This window comes from Streptomyces sp. SAS_270, assembly GCF_052543295.1.
Genome location: NZ_JBMNDS010000053.1, coordinates 44,462 through 64,110 on the forward strand (window position 1 = coordinate 44,462; position 19,649 = coordinate 64,110).

At 70.5% G+C, this 19,649-nt stretch carries 18 protein-coding genes; 16 read left to right on the top strand and 2 right to left on the bottom strand.

Annotation, left to right across the window (positions count from 1 at the left end; translation table 11 throughout):
* Positions 1–50: 50 nt before the first annotated feature.
* Entirely contained in the window at positions 51–605 is a 555-nt protein-coding gene (locus ACN6LB_RS29580; protein WP_445028528.1) for a hypothetical protein, read from the bottom strand.
* Between the two features lie 122 nt (positions 606–727).
* On the opposite strand from ACN6LB_RS29580, the gene tsaB reads away from it, so the two are divergent.
* The 4 genes from tsaB to ACN6LB_RS29600 are packed head-to-tail and all read left to right on the top strand — an operon-like array spanning position 728 to position 3,243.
* Positions 728–1,381 (top strand): tRNA (adenosine(37)-N6)-threonylcarbamoyltransferase complex dimerization subunit type 1 TsaB, encoded by a 654-nt coding sequence (gene tsaB, locus ACN6LB_RS29585; RefSeq protein ID WP_356131488.1) that lies wholly within the window; start codon positions 728–730, stop codon positions 1,379–1,381.
* A 17-nt stretch (positions 1,382–1,398) separates the two neighbouring features.
* Positions 1,399–1,899: a ribosomal protein S18-alanine N-acetyltransferase gene (rimI, locus tag ACN6LB_RS29590; RefSeq protein ID WP_445028546.1), complete on the top strand. Its 501-nt coding sequence runs from the start codon at positions 1,399–1,401 to the stop codon at positions 1,897–1,899.
* Entirely contained in the window at positions 1,892–2,989 is a 1,098-nt protein-coding gene (gene tsaD, locus ACN6LB_RS29595; protein WP_445028529.1) for a tRNA (adenosine(37)-N6)-threonylcarbamoyltransferase complex transferase subunit TsaD, read from the top strand. The genes rimI and tsaD overlap by 8 nt, the downstream gene beginning before the upstream one ends.
* The gene (locus ACN6LB_RS29600) at positions 2,986–3,243 is read left to right on the top strand and encodes a hypothetical protein (RefSeq protein ID WP_445028530.1); all 258 of its coding nucleotides are present in this window, start codon (positions 2,986–2,988) and stop codon (positions 3,241–3,243) included. Before tsaD ends, ACN6LB_RS29600 begins: the two co-directional genes overlap by 4 nt.
* A gap of 33 nt (positions 3,244–3,276) precedes the next feature.
* On the opposite strand, the gene ACN6LB_RS29605 is transcribed toward ACN6LB_RS29600, so the two are convergent.
* On the bottom strand, positions 3,277–3,702 hold the full coding sequence (locus ACN6LB_RS29605; protein WP_445028531.1) for a hypothetical protein: 426 nt from the start codon (positions 3,700–3,702) through the stop codon (positions 3,277–3,279).
* Between the two features lie 80 nt (positions 3,703–3,782).
* Here ACN6LB_RS29605 and ACN6LB_RS29610 point away from each other — a divergent pair, with 80 nt between their 5' ends.
* The 12 genes from ACN6LB_RS29610 (at position 3,783) to ACN6LB_RS29665 (ending at position 19,543) form a co-directional block, all read left to right on the top strand.
* The gene (locus tag ACN6LB_RS29610) at positions 3,783–5,498 is read left to right on the top strand and encodes a caspase family protein (protein ID WP_445028532.1); all 1,716 of its coding nucleotides are present in this window, start codon (positions 3,783–3,785) and stop codon (positions 5,496–5,498) included.
* A gap of 104 nt (positions 5,499–5,602) precedes the next feature.
* Positions 5,603–6,622 (top strand): LacI family DNA-binding transcriptional regulator, encoded by a 1,020-nt coding sequence (locus ACN6LB_RS29615; RefSeq protein ID WP_445028533.1) that lies wholly within the window; start codon positions 5,603–5,605, stop codon positions 6,620–6,622.
* Positions 6,623–6,791: 169 nt separating this feature from the next.
* Complete coding sequence (locus tag ACN6LB_RS29620) at positions 6,792–8,096, top strand: extracellular solute-binding protein (RefSeq protein WP_356131507.1); 1,305 nt, start codon at positions 6,792–6,794, stop codon at positions 8,094–8,096.
* 8 nt (positions 8,097–8,104) lie between these two features.
* Complete coding sequence (locus tag ACN6LB_RS29625; RefSeq protein ID WP_356131510.1) at positions 8,105–9,145, top strand: carbohydrate ABC transporter permease; 1,041 nt, start codon at positions 8,105–8,107, stop codon at positions 9,143–9,145.
* A complete protein-coding gene (locus ACN6LB_RS29630; protein WP_356131513.1) occupies positions 9,142–10,002 on the top strand; it encodes a carbohydrate ABC transporter permease in 861 nt (286 codons plus the stop codon). The genes ACN6LB_RS29625 and ACN6LB_RS29630 overlap by 4 nt, the downstream gene beginning before the upstream one ends.
* Positions 10,003–10,034: 32 nt before the next feature.
* On the top strand, positions 10,035–12,263 hold the full coding sequence (locus tag ACN6LB_RS29635; RefSeq protein WP_445028534.1) for a beta-xylosidase/alpha-l-arabinosidase: 2,229 nt from the start codon (positions 10,035–10,037) through the stop codon (positions 12,261–12,263).
* A 156-nt stretch (positions 12,264–12,419) separates the two neighbouring features.
* Positions 12,420–13,469 carry a LacI family DNA-binding transcriptional regulator gene (locus tag ACN6LB_RS29640; protein WP_356131519.1) on the top strand — a complete coding sequence of 350 codons (1,050 nt, stop codon included), beginning with the start codon at positions 12,420–12,422 and terminating at the stop codon, positions 13,467–13,469.
* Between the two features lie 188 nt (positions 13,470–13,657).
* Positions 13,658–14,989, top strand: a complete 1,332-nt coding sequence (locus ACN6LB_RS29645; RefSeq protein ID WP_445028535.1) for an endo-1,4-beta-xylanase — start codon at positions 13,658–13,660, stop codon at positions 14,987–14,989.
* Between the two features lie 127 nt (positions 14,990–15,116).
* Positions 15,117–16,172, top strand: a complete 1,056-nt coding sequence (locus tag ACN6LB_RS29650) for an LCP family protein (RefSeq protein WP_445028536.1) — start codon at positions 15,117–15,119, stop codon at positions 16,170–16,172.
* An 85-nt stretch (positions 16,173–16,257) separates the two neighbouring features.
* The gene (locus ACN6LB_RS29655) at positions 16,258–17,640 is read left to right on the top strand and encodes an FG-GAP-like repeat-containing protein (RefSeq protein WP_445028537.1); all 1,383 of its coding nucleotides are present in this window, start codon (positions 16,258–16,260) and stop codon (positions 17,638–17,640) included.
* Between the two features lie 168 nt (positions 17,641–17,808).
* Positions 17,809–18,165: a YciI family protein gene (locus ACN6LB_RS29660; protein ID WP_445028538.1), complete on the top strand. Its 357-nt coding sequence runs from the start codon at positions 17,809–17,811 to the stop codon at positions 18,163–18,165.
* Between the two features lie 97 nt (positions 18,166–18,262).
* Positions 18,263–19,543, top strand: a complete 1,281-nt coding sequence (locus ACN6LB_RS29665) for an RNA polymerase sigma factor (RefSeq protein ID WP_445028539.1) — start codon at positions 18,263–18,265, stop codon at positions 19,541–19,543.
* The last annotated feature ends 106 nt before the right edge of the window (positions 19,544–19,649 follow it).

Below are 19,649 nucleotides of genomic sequence, written 5' to 3' on the forward strand. Positions count from 1 at the left end.
ATGGCGCCGTGGTCGCGCCGTCGTGCCGTGTCGTGGCGTGTGTTGCGGTCCTACTGGACGACGACGACCTTCTGGCCGATCGTCGCGAACTCCCACATCGCGTCGCCGTCCGCGCGGGACTCGCGGATGCCGCCCGTCTTGGCGGCCGGGTCGGGCGCGCCGGTCGAGCCGCTGACGGCGGCGCTGAAGCCGATCGCCACGCCCTGGCTGGTCGCGAAGCGCACGACGTGCTCGATCGGGGTGCCGTCGGAGCCGGTCACGGCGTTCGAGCGGGACGTCACCCGGTACGTGGCGGGCGTCGGGTCGACCGCGCTGGGGGTGACCTTGAAGGTGCGCCGGGGCTTGCCGTTCGCGCCGACCAGCCAGACGCGGTTGTCGCCGGTGGAGTAGACGACGCGCTCGCCTGTGCCGGACTGTTCGGGCGGCGCCGCCGGGCCCTTCTTGTCCCGCGGGGCCTTCGAGGTGGCGGCCTTGGGCGACGCGCTCTCGTGCGCCTTGCCCAGGTTGTCCGGGACGTTCGCCGACGCCTGGTAGGCGAGGAAGCTGACTGCGGCGACGGCCGCCACGGTGAGCCCGGCCACGAATCCCGAGCTGCTCCTAGCCACCTGGTGTGCCCACCTCTCGTACCACGTTCGAACCCTGTACCTCGTTTGTGGTGACGGTAGCAGCCGGAAAGGGGCAGACCCGGGCGGCCGTGCTCCCGCCCCGGGCGCCGTAGGCTGTTTGCGTGCTCTTGCTAGCTCTGGATACCGCCACCCCCGCCGTGACCGTCGCCCTGCACGACGGCACGTCCGTCGTTGCCTCCTCGAGCCAGGTGGACGCACGGCGGCACGGGGAACTGCTGCTGCCGGCCGTCGACCGCGTGCTCGCCGAGGCCGGGCTGAAGCTCGACGCCGTCACCGGCGTCGTCGTCGGCGTCGGACCCGGCCCCTACACCGGGCTGCGCGTCGGCCTCATGACCGCCGACACCTTCGGCCTCGCGCTCGGGGTGCCCGTGTACGGCCTGTGCACCCTGGACGGGCTCGCCTACGCGGCCGAGATCGAGGGGCCCTTCGTCGTCGCGACGGACGCACGGCGCAAGGAGGTGTACTGGGCGCGGTACGAGGACGCCCGCACGCGCGTCACGGAGCCCGCCGTCGACCGGCCCGCCGAGATCGCCGAGACCGTCGCGGGGCTGCCCGCCGTCGGCGCCGGCGCGCTGCTCTACCCCGACACCTTCCCCGACGTCCGCGCGCCCGAGTACGTCTCGGCGGCCGCGCTCGCCGCCCTTGCCGCGGAACGCCTCGCGGCGGGCGAGGACCTGGCCGCGCCCCGGCCGCTGTACCTGCGCCGCCCCGACGCGCAGGTCCCCAAGAACTACAAGGTGGTCACCCCCAAGTGACGTCCGAGCTGCGCGAGATGCGCTGGTGGGACCTCGATCCCGTGCTGGAACTGGAGAAGGAACTCTTCCCCGAGGACGCCTGGTCCCGGGGCATGTTCTGGTCCGAACTGGCCCACGCGCGGGGCCCGGACGCGACGCGCCGGTACGTGGTGGCGGAGACGCCCGAGAAGCGGGTGCTCGGGTACGCGGGCCTTGCCGCCAACGGCGACCTGGCCGACGTACAGACCATCGCCGTCGCCCGCGACCAGTGGGGTACCGGGCTCGGCTCGCGGCTGCTGACCGAACTGCTGCGGGCCGCGACCGCGTTCGAGTGCGCCGAGGTGCTGCTGGAGTGCCGGGTGGACAACATCCGCGCGCAGAAGCTCTACGAGCGCTTCGGCTTCGAGCCCATCGGGTTCAGACGCGGCTACTACCAGCCGGGGAACATCGACGCCCTGGTCATGCGCCTCACCACCCCATCCGACAGCGGCTCCGCCGCGGGTTCCCCATCCGTACAGGAAACAGAGATCAATGGCTGACGAACCGCTCGTCCTCGGCATCGAGACCTCCTGCGACGAGACCGGCGTCGGCGTCGTCCGCGGCACCACCCTGCTCGCGGACGCCATCGCGTCCAGCGTCGACGAGCACGCCCGCTTCGGCGGAGTCGTCCCGGAGGTCGCCTCCCGCGCGCACCTGGAGGCGATGGTCCCCACCATCCAGCGGGCGCTGAAGGACGCGGGCGTCAGCGCGCGCGACCTGGACGGCATCGCGGTCACGGCGGGCCCCGGGCTCGCCGGTGCGCTGCTCGTCGGGGTCTCGGCGGCGAAGGCGTACGCCTACGCGCTCGGCAAGCCGCTCTACGGCGTCAACCACCTCGCCTCGCACATCTGCGTGGACCAGCTGGAGCACGGCCCGCTCCCCGAGCCGACGATGGCCCTGCTGGTCTCGGGCGGCCACTCGTCCCTGCTCCTGTCCACGGACATCACCTCCGACGTACGGCCGATGGGCGCGACCATCGACGACGCGGCGGGTGAGGCCTTCGACAAGATCGCGCGTGTGCTGAACCTCGGCTTCCCCGGCGGCCCGGTCATCGACCGGTACGCCAAGGAGGGCGACCCGGCCGCGATCGCGTTCCCGCGCGGCCTGACCGGCCCGCGTGACCCGGCGTTCGACTTCTCCTTCTCCGGTCTGAAGACGTCCGTGGCCCGCTGGATCGAGGCCAAGAGGGCGGCGGGGGAGGAGGTGCCGGTGCGTGATGTCGCCGCTTCCTTCCAGGAGGCGGTGGTGGACGTGCTGACCCGCAAGGCGGTACGCGCCTGCAAGGAACAGGGCGTCGACCACCTCATGATCGGCGGTGGCGTCGCCGCCAACTCCCGGCTGCGGGTGCTGGCCCAGGAGCGCTGCGAGGCCGCGGGTATCCGGCTGCGGGTACCGCGCCCCAAGCTGTGCACGGACAACGGGGCGATGGTCGCCGCGCTGGGCGCCGAGATGGTGGCCCGGGGGCGCGCCGCCTCGGACTGGGATCTGTCCGCGGACTCGTCGCTTCCGGTGACGGACCCGCATGTGCCGGGACGCGGTCACTCGCACGACCATGTGCACGAGGTCAGCAAGGAGAACCTGTACTCGTGACCGTCGCGCTGATGTGGGAGGCCCGGGCCCTGGACGGCCGTGGCGCCGACCTGCTGGCCTGGGCCCGGAAGCAGGAGCTGGACGGGCAGCCCCTGCGCCGGGAGACCTTCCGCGCCCCGCAGGACCGCGTCCTCGTCATCACCTGGTGGGACGCGGCCTACGACGCCGAGCTCCCCGAACTCCCGGAACCGACCGGTGAGTTGGTGTCCCGGGCGGTGCACCGTTGGCGGTTCGAGTCGGTGGACGGGGACTGACGGACTCCTCCGTCACCGGGGCTCTTCCCTTCGCTACGTCTCGTTCGTCTCCTGCGAGGCCTCCTCGGTGGCCTCAGTGCCCGCGGCCTCCCCGAGGGCCTTGGCGATGCCCGTCTCCAGGGCCTGGGTGGAGATGTGCTCACCGGAGACGTCGACCGCGAGCGCCTCGCCGCCGTCTCGTTGGATGGTGATCTTCATCGAGCGCGAGCGGTCACGCCGCAGCCAGAGTTCGACGAGTTTGACCACGGCCCAGGCGGCGGACGGCGCCCCGGGCGCGAGGAGGAGTTCCGAAGGGCCGCCCTTCGCTCCCGAGGCGGGCACACCTCCCTCTTCCACGGAGAGGCCCGGCACCTCCCGGGCGTCACTCGCGAAATCATCGAGAGCCTCTTGCGCGACCGGGTGATCCGCTGTCAGTCCGGTGACCTCCGTGCGGATTCTGATCTGCACTGATTCCGTCATCCCAACCTCCTGTACGGAGATCGCCGAGTACGATACGGGCGATCTACTTGTTGCCTGACGGGCAACATAGCGGAACGGGGGTGGCGGTGTACCGCGCATTGGTGATCTGCAACTCCGTCTTCCCTGCGGACCCTTCCCGATTTCGCCGGCTGGAGGGGCCACGGAAAGACGGGCTGATTCTCTGGTCGTCGCTCACGAATCCTCGAACGGGAAAATTCCGCTCGGAGGACGTGGAAGTCTTCTACGAGCGATCCTCGAAAGAGATCATGGAGCTGGCCGAGGATTTCTTCGCCAAGGGGGAGACGGGGGACACCCTGCTCTTCTACTACAGCGGACACGGGGTTCGGGAGCAGCAGGAGCTCTTTCTCTGCGGCAGGGACTCGGTGCAGAACAGGATGGTCTCCACCGCGGTTTCGGCGGACTCGCTGAACAAGATCATGAAGAAGACGCGGGCGGGCACGGTGGTCGTTGTTCTCGACTGCTGCCACAGTGGCGCCTTCAAGGGAAGAGCCCAGGTCATGCCGGATTCCCTCGCAGGGAAGGGGCGATACGTCATCACCGCGTCCAGCGCGATCGACATGGCTGCCGACGCGGAATCCCCGGGGGAGGCCAGCCCCTTCACCCAGGCGTTGGCGGACGCCCTCGAAGCGGAGCCGGAGGACCTCGACGATTCCGCTGACGTCAGCCTGGACGAGGTGTTCAGGCGCATGAGCAGCCGCCTCTCGGGCAAGTACCCCCTGCCGCGGCGCAAGTTCGACGGATCCGGCGACCTGGCCCTCGCGAAACGAGCTCGCCCCGAACCGGCGGGTGCGCAGGGCGCGTACTCAGCGGATCAGGCGGTGGGCACGGTGTCCGTCTCCGGCCCCGGGAAGCCGGACGGGGAACGGCTCACCCTGGGCGTTCACCTGGCCAATCTCACCGCGCGACGCCGGAAGGACTTCTCGTACGGGGACATCATCTCGGGGTTGATGTATGTCGTCGTGTCCGTGGCGATCGCTTTGTTGGGGTTGGGAATGGCCACCAATGAGGATTCCCTGCTCTATGGGCACTACAACGATTACAGTCTGTTCGATGATGGTCCCCTGATGGAACCGGATATGTTTTTGCTTTACTCGGCGGTACTCATGGTGTTTTCCGTGCTGCTGATCGTGACATCGCTGGTGGATCTTCATGTCGCGCAGAAGTGTGCCCGGGCGGCTCAGTCGCGCAGGGAATTTCTCGAAATGCTCGGGCGACCCTCTGCCCGGCGTGCACGCGGCGCGCGCGATACGGTCGCCTTCCTGTTCGCCGTGCCGGTCTTCGTCAGTTTTATCAGCGGAGATATGCCGATTCTTCTGTACTCGATTGCCATTACTCTCAGCGGAGCGATTTTCGGGACCGTGTGCATCAGCAGGATCGGTTACGGTGACGCGTCCTATCTCGCGGCCTCGGTGATCGTCCTGGCCGGTGTCTTCACTCCGCGGGCCGAGCTCGGATACGGCAGCTCGAACGATTTCAGTGGTGTGGTGATCGCCCTGCAGGTGCTGGGCTTCGCGGGGATGTTCTTCGTGTGGTGCTTCAGGCTTTCTCGCAGGAGTCTCACCCTGGTCGCCCTCTCCAATTGCGTGCCGATCCTCGTCTTCTCCGTGCAGACGGGGATCCTGCCCGGCGTCAGCACACTCGGGGTGGGGCTGGCCCTCTTCGGTTGTGCGCTCGGAGACGGTGTCGCTCTCCCCCTGGGTACGCCCGTAGGGAGATTGGGCGGCGCGGCAGTCGGTCCGATCCGCCTCTTCAGGCAGGTCGTTTCGCCGCGCTGAAGCGCTGTCCGGCCGGACAGAGCCGTGCGCCCTCCCTGTAGCCTTCACGCCGAGCCCGGAATTCCGGAAGGCCCCTGCAAGGTTTCGGCAACGGAGGTGGGCGCGTGGCCCGGGAGAGCATCAAGAACAAGGTGACGATCACCGAGATCGCCCGGCAGGCCGGGGTCTCGGTGCCCACCGTGTCCCGAGTCGTCAACGGCCGCTCCGACGTGTCGCCCGAGACCCGGGCCCGGATCGAGGACCTGCTGCGCCACCACGGCTACCAGCGGAAGGCGAACGCCCCGGGCGACCGGGCCGCCCTCATCGACCTGGTCTTCAACGACCTCGACAGCCCCTGGGCCGTGGAGATCATCCGAGGGGTCGAGGAGGTCGCGCACGCCTCCGGAGTGGGCACGGTCGTGTCCGCCATCCACGGGGCGTCGGGGTCGGCCCGCCAGTGGATGACCAATCTGCGGGCGCGCGCCTCGGACGGCGTGATCCTGGTGACCTCGGTGCTCGAACCCCGGCTGCACGACGAGTTGCGGCGGCTCGGGGTGCCGCTGGTCGTCGTCGATCCGGCGGGCTCACCCTCCCTCGACCTGCCGACCGTCGGCGCCACCAACTGGGCCGGTGGCATGGCCGCGACGGAGCATCTGCTCGGCCTCGGGCACCGGCGGATCGGGTTCATCGCGGGGCCGCCCCGGCTGCTCTGCTCGCGGGCACGGCTCGACGGCTACCGGGCGGCGCTGGAAGGCAAGGGCATCGCCGTCGACGACGCGCTGATCGTGCCCGGCGACTTCTACCACTCCGCCGGCTTCGACGGCTGCAACGCCCTGCTCGACCTGACCGAGCCGCCGACCGCGCTGTTCGCCTCCAGTGACCAGATGGCGCTGGGCGCGATCGAGGCACTGCGGCGCCGTGGCCTGCGGGTTCCGGAGGACCTGAGCGTCGTCGGCTTCGACGATCTGCCCGAGGTCCGGTGGTCGGCGCCGCCGCTGACGACCGTCCGCCAGCCCCTGGCGGACATGGGCAAACTGGCCACGCGTACGGTGCTGCGCCTCGCGCTCGGCGAGGAGCCCGCCTCTCCCCGGATCGAGCTCGCCACTGAGCTGGTGGTGCGGGCGAGTACGGCCCCGCTCGTCTGACGCCCGAGCCTGTCCCGCGCCCCCTGCCTGCGCTTTCGTCACCCGGTCGCCGTCTTGCGGATCTCGTCGGCCCCCGTATTTGTCAGGAGCGTTGACATACCTGTCGTCGGCCCGTAACTTCCGTGCGCACTTGACCGATAATTTTCGGCTCCTTTCCGGAAGGTGTGCGATGCGACCGTTCGGTACGACCTCCAACTTCTCTCGCCGTGGGTTCCTGGCGGCCTCCGCGGCAACCGGCCTGGGCGCGGCCGGGCTGAGCGCGTGCGGCTCCTCGGACGGCGACAGCGGTTCGGGCAAGAAGACGATCGAGTGGTGGAACATCACCACGACCCAGCCCGCGAAGAAGCTGTGGGCCCAGCGCGCAAAGGAGTTCGAAGCCGCGCACCCGGACGTGAAGATCAAGGTCGTCACCATGGAGAACGAGGCCTACAAGTCGAAGATGACCGCGCAGATCGCCTCGGGCAAGCTGCCGGACATCTTCCACACCTGGGGCGGCGGCGTCCTCAAGCAGCAACTCGACGCGGGACTGGTCGAGGACCTGACGGGCAAGATCCCCTGGACCGCCGACTACGTGCCCGCCTCGATGGAGGCCTACAAGTACGACGACAAGATGTACGCCGTCCCCTTCGACATAGGCGCCGTCGGCTTCTGGTACAACAAGGCGCTCTTCAAGAAGGCCGGCATCACCACGCCGCCCACCACCTGGTCGGCCTACCTCGACGCCATCCGCGCCCTGAAGGCCAAGGGCATCACGCCCATCGCCCTGGCCGGCAAGGAGAAGTGGCCCGGCATGTACTACTGGGCGTACCTCTCGATGCGCGTCGCCGGTCTCGACGCGATGCAGAAGGCCTCCGACGACGCCGACTTCACCGGCGACGACTTCGTGAAGGCCGGCCAGCACCTCAAGGACCTCGTCGCGCTGCAGCCCTTCCAGAAGGGGTTCCTCGGCGGGGCCTACTCCGACCCCAACGGCGAAGCGGCCCTGATGGGCAACGGCAAGGCGGCCATGGAGCTGATGGGCCAGTGGGCGCCGATCGTCGAGGCCGACTCCGGCAAGGGCATCGGCAAGGACCTCGGCTTCTTCTCCTTCCCCGCCGTCGAGGGCGGAAAGGGCGCGCTCACGGAGGTGTTCGGCGGGGGCGGCGGCCACGCACTGCGCAAGGACGCCCCGCAGGAGGCGCTGGACTTCCTGAAGTTCTTCGCCGAGAAGGAGTTCGCGGAGAAGCTCGTCAAGCAGACCGGCCTGATTCCGGTGTCCAAGCAGACGCTCGGCGCGCTCACCGACCCCAACCTCACCGCCGTCTCCGAGATGCTGAACAAGGCCACCGGCTTCCAGCTCTACCTCGACCAGGCATACGCCCCCGCCGTCGGCCAGGAGATCAACGACAGCGTCGCCGCCCTCATCGCGGGCTCCAAGTCGCCCGAGCAGGTGACGCGTTCGGTCACGCAGGTCGCCAAGAGCGAGAAGAGCTAGCGCCGCCGATGACCCACTCGACTTCGACCCCCGCCACCTCTTCGGCCTCCTCCGGGGGGTCGGCGGCGTACGCGTCCGAGGTCGGCAAGTTCGCCGACCGGGACCACGCCGCCCCCGGCCCGCCGCGCCGCAGGTCGCCGCTGCGCCGGGTGCGCGACTGGCTGTCGGCCGTCGTGTTCACGGTCCCCGCCCTCGTCCTGTTCGGCATGCTCGTGCTGGTGCCGATGGGCTACGCGATCTACGTCAGCTTCTTCAACTGGGGCGGCTTCGGCTCGCCTTCGGACAGCATCGGCCTCGACAACTACACACGGCTCTTCAAAGACCCCGTGTTCATGGGGGACCTGGGGCGCGGCGCGCTGCTGATCGGCTTCTCCATCATCCTGCAGCTGCCGTTCGCGCTCGCCATGGCCGTGCTGCTCAACCAGAAGCTGCGCGGCCGCGCCGTGTACCGGATGCTGTTCTTCGCCCCGTACATCCTGTCCGAGGTCATCACCGGCGTGCTGTTCAGCATGATCTTCGCGCCGGGCGCGGGGCTCGCCGACAAGGTCCTCGACAAGGTCGGTCTCGCCGGGCTGGGCGGCGACTGGTTCGCCGGTCAGCACAGCGTGATGCCCACCCTCTTCATCGTCATGACGTGGAAGTACTTCGGCTTCCACATGATGCTCTACCTGGCGGGCCTGCAGGGCATTCCGGCCGAGCTGCAGGAGGCGGCGCGCATCGACGGAGCCGGCACCTGGCAGCGCTTCTGGCACATCACGCTGCCGCTGCTCGCGCCGACCCTGCGGATCAGCGCGTTCCTCTCGGTCGTCTACTCCATCCAGCTCTTCGACCTGGTCTGGGTCATCACCACCGGCGGCCCCGACCACGCCTCCGAGACCATGGCGATCAGCATGGTCCAGTACGGCTTCAAGCGCTATCAGATGGGCTACGCCAGCGCCATCAGCGTCGTGATGTTCCTGATCAGCCTGGTCTTCGCCCTCGCCTACCAGCGTTTCGTGCTGCGCAGGGACACCGAAGGAGCCATCACCACCATGCGAGGAAAACGATGAGCGCCACGACGGAGATACGGAAGAGCGCGCGGCGGCGCCGGCGGCTGCGCAGCCTGCCCGTGTACGTGACCCTGTGGGTGGTCGGCGTCTTCATGGTCACCCCTCTCCTCTACGCCCTGATCTCCGGCTTCAAGTCCACCGACCAGCTCTCCTCCAACCCGTTCGGGCTGCCCTCGCCATGGGTGACGTCGAACTACACCTCGCTGCTCGGCTCGGGCACGTTCTGGCGGTCCATCGGCAGCAGCACGGTGATCGCGGTGGGCGCCACCCTGCTGACGGTGACGACGGCGGCCCTGGCGGCGTACGCGCTCGCCCGGTTCTCCTTCCGCGGACGGGAGTTGATGTTCACCCTGTTCACGATGGGGCTGATGTTCCCGTTCGCGGTGGCGATCCTGCCGCTGTTCATCCTGCTGCGCACCTTCGGGCTGCTGGACAACCCGTGGGGCGTGATCCTGCCCGAGGCGGCCTTCGGACTGCCGGTGACGATAATCATCCTGCGCGGTTTCTTCCGGGAGATCCCGGGGGAGCTGGAGGAGGCGGCGACCCTCGACGGCTGCACCCGCTTCGAGTTCTTCTGGCGGATCCTGCTGCCGCTGGCCCGGCCCGCGCTCGGCACGGTCTCCGTCCTCGCCATCGTGAGCAGCTGGAACCAGTTCCTGCTGCCGCTGCTCGTCTTCAGCGAGCCCACCTGGTGGACGATCCCGGTCGGCATCCAGCAGTTCCAGGGCCAGTACGCCTCCGACGTGGCCCGCATCTTCGCCTACCTGGTGCTCGCCATGGTGCCCGCCCTCGCCTTCTACGCGGTCGCCGAGCGGCAGTTGATCGGCGGCATCACACTCGGCGCGACCAAGGGCTGACGGCCGATCCCCCCGTATCTGTGAGGAGTTACATGATCCACCCCTGGCAGGACCCCGCTCTGCCCGCCGCCGTCCGCGCCGCCGACCTGCTCGCCCGTATGACCACCCAGGAGAAGATCGCCCAGCTCTACAGCGTGTGGCCCGGCTCGAACGAGACGCCGGGCGGGGACATGGCGCCGCTGCAGCACGCCCTGTCCGAGGAGATCGACCTGGCGGAGCTTCTGCCGCACGGGCTGGGCCAGTTGACCCGCCCCTTCGGCACCTCGCCCGTCGACCCGGCGGAGGGCACGGCCCGGCTCGCCTCCCTCCAGGAACGCATCCGCTCCGCGAACCGCTTCGGGCTGCCCGCCCTCGCGCACGAGGAGTGCCTCACCGGGTTCACCGCCTGGCAGGCGACGATCTTCCCGACCCCGCTCGCCTGGGGTGCGAGCTTCGACCCCGCCCTGGTGAAGGAGATGGCGTCGTCGATCGGCGCCGTCATGCGGTCCGTCGGCATCCACCAGGGGCTGGCCCCCGTCCTCGACGTCGTACGGGACCCGCGCTGGGGCCGCACGGAGGAGTCGATCGGCGAGGACCCGCACCTCGTGGCGACCGTCGGCACCGCCTACGTCCAGGGCCTGGAGTCGGCGGGCATCGTCGCCACGCTCAAGCATTTCGCCGGGTACTCGGCCTCGCGCGGCGCCCGCAACCACGCGCCCGCGTCGATCGGCCCGCGCGAGCTGGCGGACGTCATCCTGCCGCCGTTCGAGATGGCCCTGCGGGAGGGCGGCGCGCGGTCGGTGATGGCCGCGTACAACGACGTCGACGGGCTGCCCGCCCATGCGCACCACCGACTGCTCACCCAACTGCTGCGCGAGGAATGGCAGTTCACCGGCACGGTCGTCGCCGACTACTTCGGGGTGACCCTCCTGGAGTCGGCCCACGGGCTCACGGACTCCCCGGCGGGGGCGGCGGCGCTCGCGCTCGCGGCGGGCGTGGACGTGGAGCTGCCGGCCGTGCGGTGCTATGGATCGGGACCGCTCGACGAGGAGCTGGTGGACCGGGCCGCGCTGCGCGTACTGACGCAGAAGTGCGAACTGGGGCTGCTGGACCCCGACTGGGCGCCCCCGGCCGCCGACGGGACGGTCGACTTCGATCCGCCCCACATGCGGGACCTGGCACGGCAGTTGGCACAGGAGTCGGTCGTGCTGCTGGCCAACGGCGACGGCGTACTGCCGCTCGCGCCCGGGGTGCGGCGGATCGCCGTCCTCGGTCCGCTCGCCGACGACCCGGCGGCCATGCTCGGCTGCTACACCTTCCCCCGCCATGTCCTCCTCGACCACCCCGACGTCCCGATGGGCGTCGCCGTGCCGACCCTGCTCGACGCGCTGCGCGCGGAGCTGCCGGACGTCGAGATCGGGGACGACCCGGCGGCCGCCGACGTGTGCGTGGTCGCGGTCGGCGACCGGTCCGGACTGTTCGGGCGCGGCACCTCGGGCGAGGGATGCGACGCCGCAGACCTCGAACTGCCCGAGGGGCAGGCCGAGTTGGTGGACCGGGCAATGGCCTCCGGGACGCCCGTCGTGCTGGTGGTGTTCTCCGGGCGGCCGTACGCGCTCGGGCGCTGGGCGGACCGGGCCGCGGCGGTGGTGCAGGCGTTCTTCCCCGGCCAGGACGGCGGCCCCGCGGTCGCGGGCATCCTGTCCGGGCGGGTCAACCCGTCGGGGCGGCTCCCGGTGAGCGTGCCGCGCGAGCCCGCCGGACAGCCGTACACCTATCTCGCCCCGCCGCTCGGACAGGTCAGCGGGGCGAGCAACCTCGACCCGACGCCGCTGTTCCCCTTCGGGCACGGGCTGTCCTACTCGACGTACGACTGGACGGCGGCGTCCGTCGACGCCGAGTCCTTCCCGACGGACGGCGAGACAGCGCTGCGGGTCACGGTCCGCAACACCGGCGAGCGGTCCGGCACGGAGGTCGTCCAGCTGTATCTGCACGACCCGGTCGGCAAGGTGGCGCGACCGGTGGTCCGCCTGGTCGGGTACGCACGGGTGCCCCTCGAAGCGGGTGCTTCGGCGGAGGTCCACTTCACGTTTCCCGCGGACCTGGCCGCCTACACCGGCCCGGACGGCGACCGGATCGTCGAACCCGGCGCGCTGGAACTGCGGCTCGCGTCCTCCAGCGCCGGGACCGACGTTCGCCACGTGGTGCCGGTGACGCTGACGGGGGCGGAGCGAGTGGTGGGAGCGGAGCGGCGGATGCGGTGCGAGGTGCGGGTGAAGTGAGGTGATGTGAGGGCTGCCGGGGGCGCCTTCTGCTGGTTTCGCGGTGGGTGCCCCTGGTCGCCGTACGAATGTTTCCGGACGGTCTCCGAATGTTCCGGGAAATCCCGGCGTCGGAGAGGATCCGTCATGACCTTGCCCAGGGATACGATCCCGTTCATGAAACCTGCGAAGCCCGTGGAGTCCCGGTCGGCGGCGAGGTCCACACAGACGGCGACGCTCGCCGAGATCGCCCGTGAGGCCGGGGTGTCCGCACCGACGGTTTCGAAGGTGCTCAACGGCCGCGCCGACGTCGCGCCGGGGACCCGCACGCGCGTGGAGGAGCTGCTGCGCGCGTACGGCTACCGGCGGCGCCGGGCCGAGGCCGCCCGCTCGCCGCTCATCGACGTCGTCTTCCACGAGTTGGAGAGCGCGTGGGCGATGGAGGTCATCCGGGGCGTCGAGAACGTCGCGCGCGACGAGGGGCTCAGTGTCGTCCTCTCGGAGAGCGCCGGCCGCCTCACCCCGGGCCGTACCTGGGCCGACCAGGTCGCCGCCCGCCGCCCGCACGGCGTGGTGCTGGTGCTCAGCGGCCTCGACGAGTCCCAGCGGGCGCTGCTGACCAGCCGCTCCATCCCGTTCGTGGTGGTGGACCCGGCCGGCGACCCGGGCGCCGACGTGCCCTCGGTCGGCGCCACCAACTGGCACGGCGGGCTGTCCGCCACGCGCCACCTCGTCGAGCTGGGCCACACCCGGATCGGCGCGATCAGCGGGCCCTCGCGGATCATGTGCAGCCGCGCCCGCGTCGACGGCTACCGTGCCGCGCTGGAGACGGCGGGACTGTCGGTCGACCCCGAACTGATCCGGCAGGGCAGCTTCCACCACGACATGGGCTACCGCGAGGGGCTGGAGCTGCTGCGGCTGCCCGACCGTCCCACCGCGGTCTTCGCGGGCAACGACCTCCAGGCGCTCGGCGTGTACGAGGCCGCGCGCGAACTCGGGCTGCGCATCCCGGAGGACCTGAGCGTCGTCGGCTTCGACGACCTGCCGCTGGCCCGCTGGGTGGGGCCGCCGCTGACGACCGTACGGCAGCCGCTCACGGAGATGGCGGAGGCGGCGGCGAAACTGGTGCTCGAACTGGGGCGGGAGGAACGGCCGTCGGCGGGCACGCGGGTGGAGCTCGCCACCAGCCTGGTCGTGCGGAGCAGCACGGCGCCGCCTTCGGCGTAGAGCCGGCGAAGCGGTACGGGCGCCGCCGGTACAGGTCTGGCTGATATCTGCGATTGCCCGCGGTGTGCGCGATGCGGCAGTGACAGATGTCTTGACGTGGGATGGGAGCGGTCCCACACTGCTCCGAAGTCAATCGGTTGCACGACCGAAACTTTCGGAGGCACCCGCACATGAGATCCTCCTTGCGTATGCGTCTCACCGCCGTGTTCACCGGCGCCGCGGCCGCGGCCGCCCTGCTCGCGGCAGGCGCGACCGCTCACGCCGCGGACACCCCACTGCGCGACCTCGCCGCCGCCAAGGGCAAGGTCATCGGCACGGCGGTCACCGGCTCCAAACTCACCGGCACCTACGGCGACATCGCCGGGGCCCAGTTCAACTCCCTGACCCCCGGCAACGCGATGAAGTGGGAGACGGTCGAGCCCAGCCGGGGCACCTTCAACTGGGCCGAGGCCGACCAGATCGTCGCCTTCGCGCAGGCCCACAACCAGCAGGTGCGCGGCCACACCCTCGTCTGGCACAGCCAGAACCCGGGCTGGCTGGCCAACGGCAGCTGGACGCCCACCGAGCTGAGCGGCCTGCTCCAGAACCACATCACCACCGAAGTCACCCGCTACAAAGGCAAGCTGGCCGCCTGGGACGTGGTGAACGAGGCCTTCAACGAGGACGGCACCTACCGCTCCACGCTCTGGTACAACGGCCTCGGCTCCGACTACATCGCGCAGGCCCTGACCTGGGCCCACGCGGCCGACCCGAGCGCCAAGCTGTACATCAACGACTACAACGTCGAGGGCGTCAACGCGAAGAGCACCGCCCTCTACAACCTGGTCAAGTCCCTGAAGGCGCGCGGCGTTCCGATCGACGGCGTCGGTCTCCAGGCCCACCTGATCCTCGGCCAGGTGCCGTCCACGTTCCAGCAGAACATCCAGCGCTTCGCCGACCTCGGCGTCGACGTCGCCGTCACCGAGCTGGACATCCGTATGCAACTCCCGTCCACGGACGCGAAGTTGACGCAGCAGGCGGCCGACTACAAGACGGTCATGGACGCGTGCGTGGCGGTGACCCGCTGCGTCGGTGTCACCGTGTGGGGCTTCACGGACTCCGACTCCTGGATCCCGGACGTCTTCGACGGCTACGGCGCGGCGACACCGTACGACGAGAACTACGCGCCGAAACCGGCCTACCGCGCGATCGCGACCTCGCTGGGCGGGACCTCGACTCCGCCGACGGGTGCGTGCACGGCGACGTACAGCGTGGTGAGCCAGTGGAACTCCGGGTTCACGGGCCAGGTGAGGATTGCCTGCTCCGGGGCCTCGCTGTCCTCGTGGAAGGTGGGCTGGACGTACGGCGCGGGCCAGCAGATCTCGCAGGCCTGGAACGCGACCTGCACCCAGTCGGGTGCGACGGTGAGCTGCTCGAACGCCTCGTACAACGGGACGGTCGCGGACGGCGGCTCGGTGACGTTCGGGTTCAACGCGTCGTGGAGCGGCAGCAATCCGGTACCGACGGTGACATTGGGCTGAGGGACGCCTGTGCGTTCCTGTGACCGGCCAGAGCCGGACTGAGTCCGGCATGAGAAGTATGAGAATTTCCGAAGGAATGTCGGTCGGAGGTTCCCGGCCGTAATAATTCGGACTTACGTTCCTCGGCGTGACTGGAGAAGACGGGCGCGAGGACGACAACGCGCCGAGACGTGTGGGCCGGCGGCGGACCCTGCTGAAGGCCGCCGGCCTCACGCTGGCAGGTGTGTTCGTGCTGACCGCCGCCGGGACGGGCTGGGCCTACTGGCACCTGAACCACAACATCAAGAGCGTCGACATCAACAGTGCGCTCGGCGACGACCGCCCGGCGAAGGCGGTGACCACCCCGTCGGCGTCCGCCTCGGCCTCCGCCCTGCCCAGCGAGGCCCTGAACATCCTGGTCCTCGGCTCCGACTCGCGCAGCGGCAGGGAGAACGCGGCGCTCGGCGGCGGCGACAGCTCGGGCGCCCGCTCCGACACCGCGATGGTCGTCCACATCGACCGGGGCCGTACGACGGCGACCGTGGTCAGCATCCCGCGCGACACCCTGGTGACACGCCCGGCGTGCCCGACGCCCTCGGGCGGGACGACGGCGGTCGCGTACGGCGCGATGTTCAACAGCGCGTACTCGGTCGGCGGCCCGGTCTGTGCGGTGAAGACGGTGGAGTCCCTGACGGACGTCCGCATGGACCACTACATCGAGATCGACTTCTCGGGCTTCGCGAAGCTCGTGAACGCGGTGGGCGGCGTCGACGTCACCACCGACGAGGACATCGACGACGACAAGAGCCATCTCCACCTCAAGGCGGGCGACCACCACCTGAACGGCAAGCAGGCCCTCGCGCTCGCCCGCACCCGGCACGGCATAGGCGACGGCAGCGACCTCGGCCGCATCGCTCTCCAACAGAAGCTCGTCAAAGCCCTGTTGGAGCAGATCTCGACCACCGATCTGCTGGCCGGCCCCACCAAGCTGTACAAGGTCGCGGACGCCGTCACCGGCAGCCTCACGACCGACACCGGTCTCGACTCGCTCGGCGAGCTGATGGAACTGGGCCAGAGCCTGGAGGGCCTGTCCGCCGAGGACGTGAAGACGGTGACGATGCCGGTGGTCACGGCGCCCTCGGACCACAACCGGGTGGTGGCGCGGGAACCGGCGGCGAGCAAGCTGTGGAAGTCGCTGCGGTGAGGCGAGCGCGGGGGCGCGTACAACCAATGTGAGCCCCGACGGGTCTCGTGCGGTGACCGTGTTGCCGTCACGAGAGGGTGCCCCGATGTTCTCCCTGCGTTCGTACACCCGTTGGGCGGCCCCGCTGGCGGTGGGCCTGATCGCCCTCGGCGTCGCCCCGGCGACCGCGTCCGCCACGACGGCCGCCGCCACCGCCCCCGTGCGCGACGACTTCGACGGCGACGGCTACCAGGACCTCGCCGTCGGCGCGCCCGGAGCCACCGTCGGCGGCCAGAGCAAGGCGGGCTACGCGGCGGTGACGTACGGCGGCCCGCACGGCCTGTCCACCACCCGACGGACCGTCATCAGCCGTGCCACGAGCGGCATTCCGGGCGCCGCGGCGAAGGGGCAGGGCTTCGGGGCGCAGCTCTCCAAGGGCGACCTGAACGGCGACGGATACGCGGACCTGGTCGTCGGCGGACACGGGGGCGCGGTCATCGTGTGGGGCGGCTCCGGCGGCCTCTCGGGCGGTACGGCGATCTCCGCCTCCGACACGCAGACCGGCGACTTCGACGGCGACGGAAAGCTGGACCTCGCCCTCTTCCGCACGGCCTTCGCCACCGGCGACGACCCCGCCGGCACCACTGCCACCGTCTGGAGCGGCCCGATCAGCCGGGCCGGAACCCCCGCGCGCACCGCCGCGCTCGACCCCGACCACCTGCGGTACGTCGACGTCTGGGACGGCACGGCCGGTGACGTCAACGGCGACGGCCGCAGCGACCTCGCGCTGCACGTCTACTGCGGGGACGGGACCTTCTGCACGGAGTTCTACCTCGCCACCGACTCCGGCCTGGCCCGCCGGAGCTCCGCCGTCCCCGACGGCGACGGCGGCGTCGCGCTGGGCGACCTCAACGGCGACGGGTACGACGACCTCGCCGTCGGGTTCACCTACGACGAGACGGTCCGGGTGGCCTACGGCTCGGCCGCCGGCGTCACCCCGCGCAGCACCTGGAAGGCCTTCACGCAGGACACCCCAGGCGTGCCGGGCACCCTGGAGACGAACGACCGCTTCGGCGCCGCCCTGGCCATCGCCGACGTCACCGGTGACCACCTCGCCGACCTGGCCGTCGGCGTCCCCGGGGAGGCACTCGGCGACCTCCACTCGGCGGGCATGGTGGAGCTCCTGCACGGCAGCCGCGCGGGCCTGACGGGCACCGGCGCCCAGGCGATCACCCAGAACACCTCCGGCGTCCCCGGCACCGCCGAGAGGGGCGATGCCTTCGGTGGCGCCGTCCAGCTCCTCGACATCAACGGCAACGGCTACGCCGACCTGGCCGCCGCGGCCCCGGGCGAGAACTCCGGCGACGGTGCGGTCTGGGAACTTCGCGGCCGCCCCACCGGGATCGTCACGGACGCCGCCCTCGTCCTTGGCGGCAAGGGCCTGGGGGCGCCGTACACGAAGGCGGCCCTCGGGTACGAGCTGAGGTAGCACGGAGGGACGGGGAAACGCACTCCCGAAAAACTTCTCGAAGAAATACCGGCGACCGTGTCGATCCGCGGGGCTCTCGTTCGACGCAGGGATGAGAGGCGGGAAGAGCCCCCGCCCGGCAACCTGGTCGGTGGGGACGCACCCCGCCGCCGTACCGAAGGAGTCACCATGCCGCGTTACCTCTCCCTGGTCCGGATCGACGAGAACACCATGCCCGCAGAGGGCCCGAGCCCCGAGCTGATGCAGCGCATGGGGGAGCTGATCGAGGAGATCACCAAGGCGGGGGTCATGCTCGCCACCGACGGGCTCACGCCGTCCGCGCAGGGCAAGCGCGTCCACTGGCAGGGCGGAGAGATCTCCGTGACCGACGGGCCGTTCACCGAGTCCAAGGAGGTCGTCGGCGGCTACGCCCTCATGCAGTGCAAGGACATGGCCGAGGCCATCGAGTGGACCAAGCGGTTCCTGAAGGTGCACGAGGAGCACTGGACGGTCACCTGTGAGGTGCGGGAGATCGCCGAAGGCTGAGAGCCTGCGTCACATCCCCGGCCGGGCGACCGGGGATGCGACACAGGCTCTGATTCCTCCTTGGCCCCGGGCCGCCGTGGGTGTCGAATGGTGGGTTGTGACAGAGCAGCCCACCACCGGCCCCGACAGCCGCGCCGACGAGGCCATCGAAACCGTCTTCCGTATCGAGTCCCCGCGCATCATCGCCGGCGTCGCCCGCATCGTCCGGGACATCGGCATCGCCGAGGAGCTCGCGCAGGACGCGCTGGTCGCGGCGCTGGAGCAGTGGCCCGAGGCGGGGGTCCCGGACAACCCGGGCGCCTGGCTCATGGCCACGGCCAAGCACCGCGCGATCGACCTCGTACGGCGCCGGGAGCGGTACGCGCGCAAGCTGGCGGAGGTCGGGCGGCACCTTGAGACGGTGGCTCCGCACCACCTGGACGAGCCCTCCGACCCCGACGACATCGACGACGACCTGCTCCGGCTCGTCTTCACCGCCTGCCACCCCGTGCTGTCGGCCGAGTCCCGCATCGCGCTCACCCTGCGGCTGCTCGGCGGCCTCACCACACCAGAGATCGCCCGCGCCTACCTCGCCCCGGAGACGACGGTCGCCCAGCGCATCGTGCGCGCCAAGCGGACGCTGGCGACGAAGGGGGTCGACTTCGAAGTGCCGTACGGGCCCGAGCGCGAGGCCCGGCTCGGGTCGGTCCTGGAGGTCATCTACCTCATCTTCAACGAGGGTTACGCCGCAACCGCCGGCGACGACCTGCTGCGGCCCGCCCTGTGCGAGGACGCCCTTCGACTGGCCCGCGTCCTCGCCGAGCTGATGCCCAAGGAACCCGAAGTGCACGGCCTGGTCGCACTGTTGGAGCTCCAGGAGTCGCGCGCCGCCGCCCGCACCGGGCCGAACGGCGAGCCGGTGCTGCTCCGGGACCAGAACCGCCGCCGCTGGAACCGGATGCTGATCCGCCGCGGCTTCGCCGCACTGGGCCGCGCCGACGCCGTCGCCACCGGCGGGCCGGGCCCGTACGCCCTGCAGGCCGCCATCGCCGCGTGCCATGCGCAGGCGTACGCGTACGAGGACACCGACTGGCGACAGATCGCCGCCCTCTACGACCTTCTCGCCGCCCGCGCCCCGTCCCCGGTCGTGGAGCTGAACCGGGCCGTCGCCGTCTCCATGGCCGAGGGCCCGGAGCCCGCCCTCGCCCTCGTCGACGCGCTCGCCGCGGAACCCGCCCTGCGCGACTACCACCTGCTGCCCAGCGTGCGCGGCGACCTGCTGGCCCGCCTCGGACGGACGGCGGAGGCGCGCGCGGAGTTCGAGCGGGCCGCGTCCCTCGCCCGCAACGAGCGGGAACGGGAACTGCTGCTGGCCCGGGCCCGGGAGTGCGATTCGTAACCCTGTTCCCCCACGTCTCGCGAGCCATTACAGTCACTCCAGCCGCTGTGGCATGGCTGTGGATCAACCTAGGGCTCGGGGAGAGCCGTCGATCCGGCCCGCCGGC

What these genes read in the sequence shown, in the direction of transcription:
- ACN6LB_RS29605 (WP_445028531.1), bottom strand. Translation starts at nt 3,702, where the DNA reads ATGACGGAATCAGTGCAGATCAGAATCCGCACGGAGGTCACCGGACTG.
- ACN6LB_RS29620 (WP_356131507.1), top strand. Translation starts at nt 6,792, where the DNA reads ATGCGACCGTTCGGTACGACCTCCAACTTCTCTCGCCGTGGGTTCCTG.
- ACN6LB_RS29630 (WP_356131513.1), top strand. Translation starts at nt 9,142, where the DNA reads ATGAGCGCCACGACGGAGATACGGAAGAGCGCGCGGCGGCGCCGGCGG.
- tsaD (WP_445028529.1), top strand. Translation starts at nt 1,892, where the DNA reads ATGGCTGACGAACCGCTCGTCCTCGGCATCGAGACCTCCTGCGACGAG.
- ACN6LB_RS29635 (WP_445028534.1), top strand. Translation starts at nt 10,035, where the DNA reads ATGATCCACCCCTGGCAGGACCCCGCTCTGCCCGCCGCCGTCCGCGCC.
- rimI (WP_445028546.1), top strand. Translation starts at nt 1,399, where the DNA reads ATGCGCTGGTGGGACCTCGATCCCGTGCTGGAACTGGAGAAGGAACTC.
- ACN6LB_RS29660 (WP_445028538.1), top strand. Translation starts at nt 17,809, where the DNA reads ATGCCGCGTTACCTCTCCCTGGTCCGGATCGACGAGAACACCATGCCC.
- ACN6LB_RS29640 (WP_356131519.1), top strand. Translation starts at nt 12,420, where the DNA reads ATGAAACCTGCGAAGCCCGTGGAGTCCCGGTCGGCGGCGAGGTCCACA.
- ACN6LB_RS29655 (WP_445028537.1), top strand. Translation starts at nt 16,258, where the DNA reads ATGTTCTCCCTGCGTTCGTACACCCGTTGGGCGGCCCCGCTGGCGGTG.
- ACN6LB_RS29625 (WP_356131510.1), top strand. Translation starts at nt 8,105, where the DNA reads ATGACCCACTCGACTTCGACCCCCGCCACCTCTTCGGCCTCCTCCGGG.
- ACN6LB_RS29645 (WP_445028535.1), top strand. Translation starts at nt 13,658, where the DNA reads ATGCGTCTCACCGCCGTGTTCACCGGCGCCGCGGCCGCGGCCGCCCTG.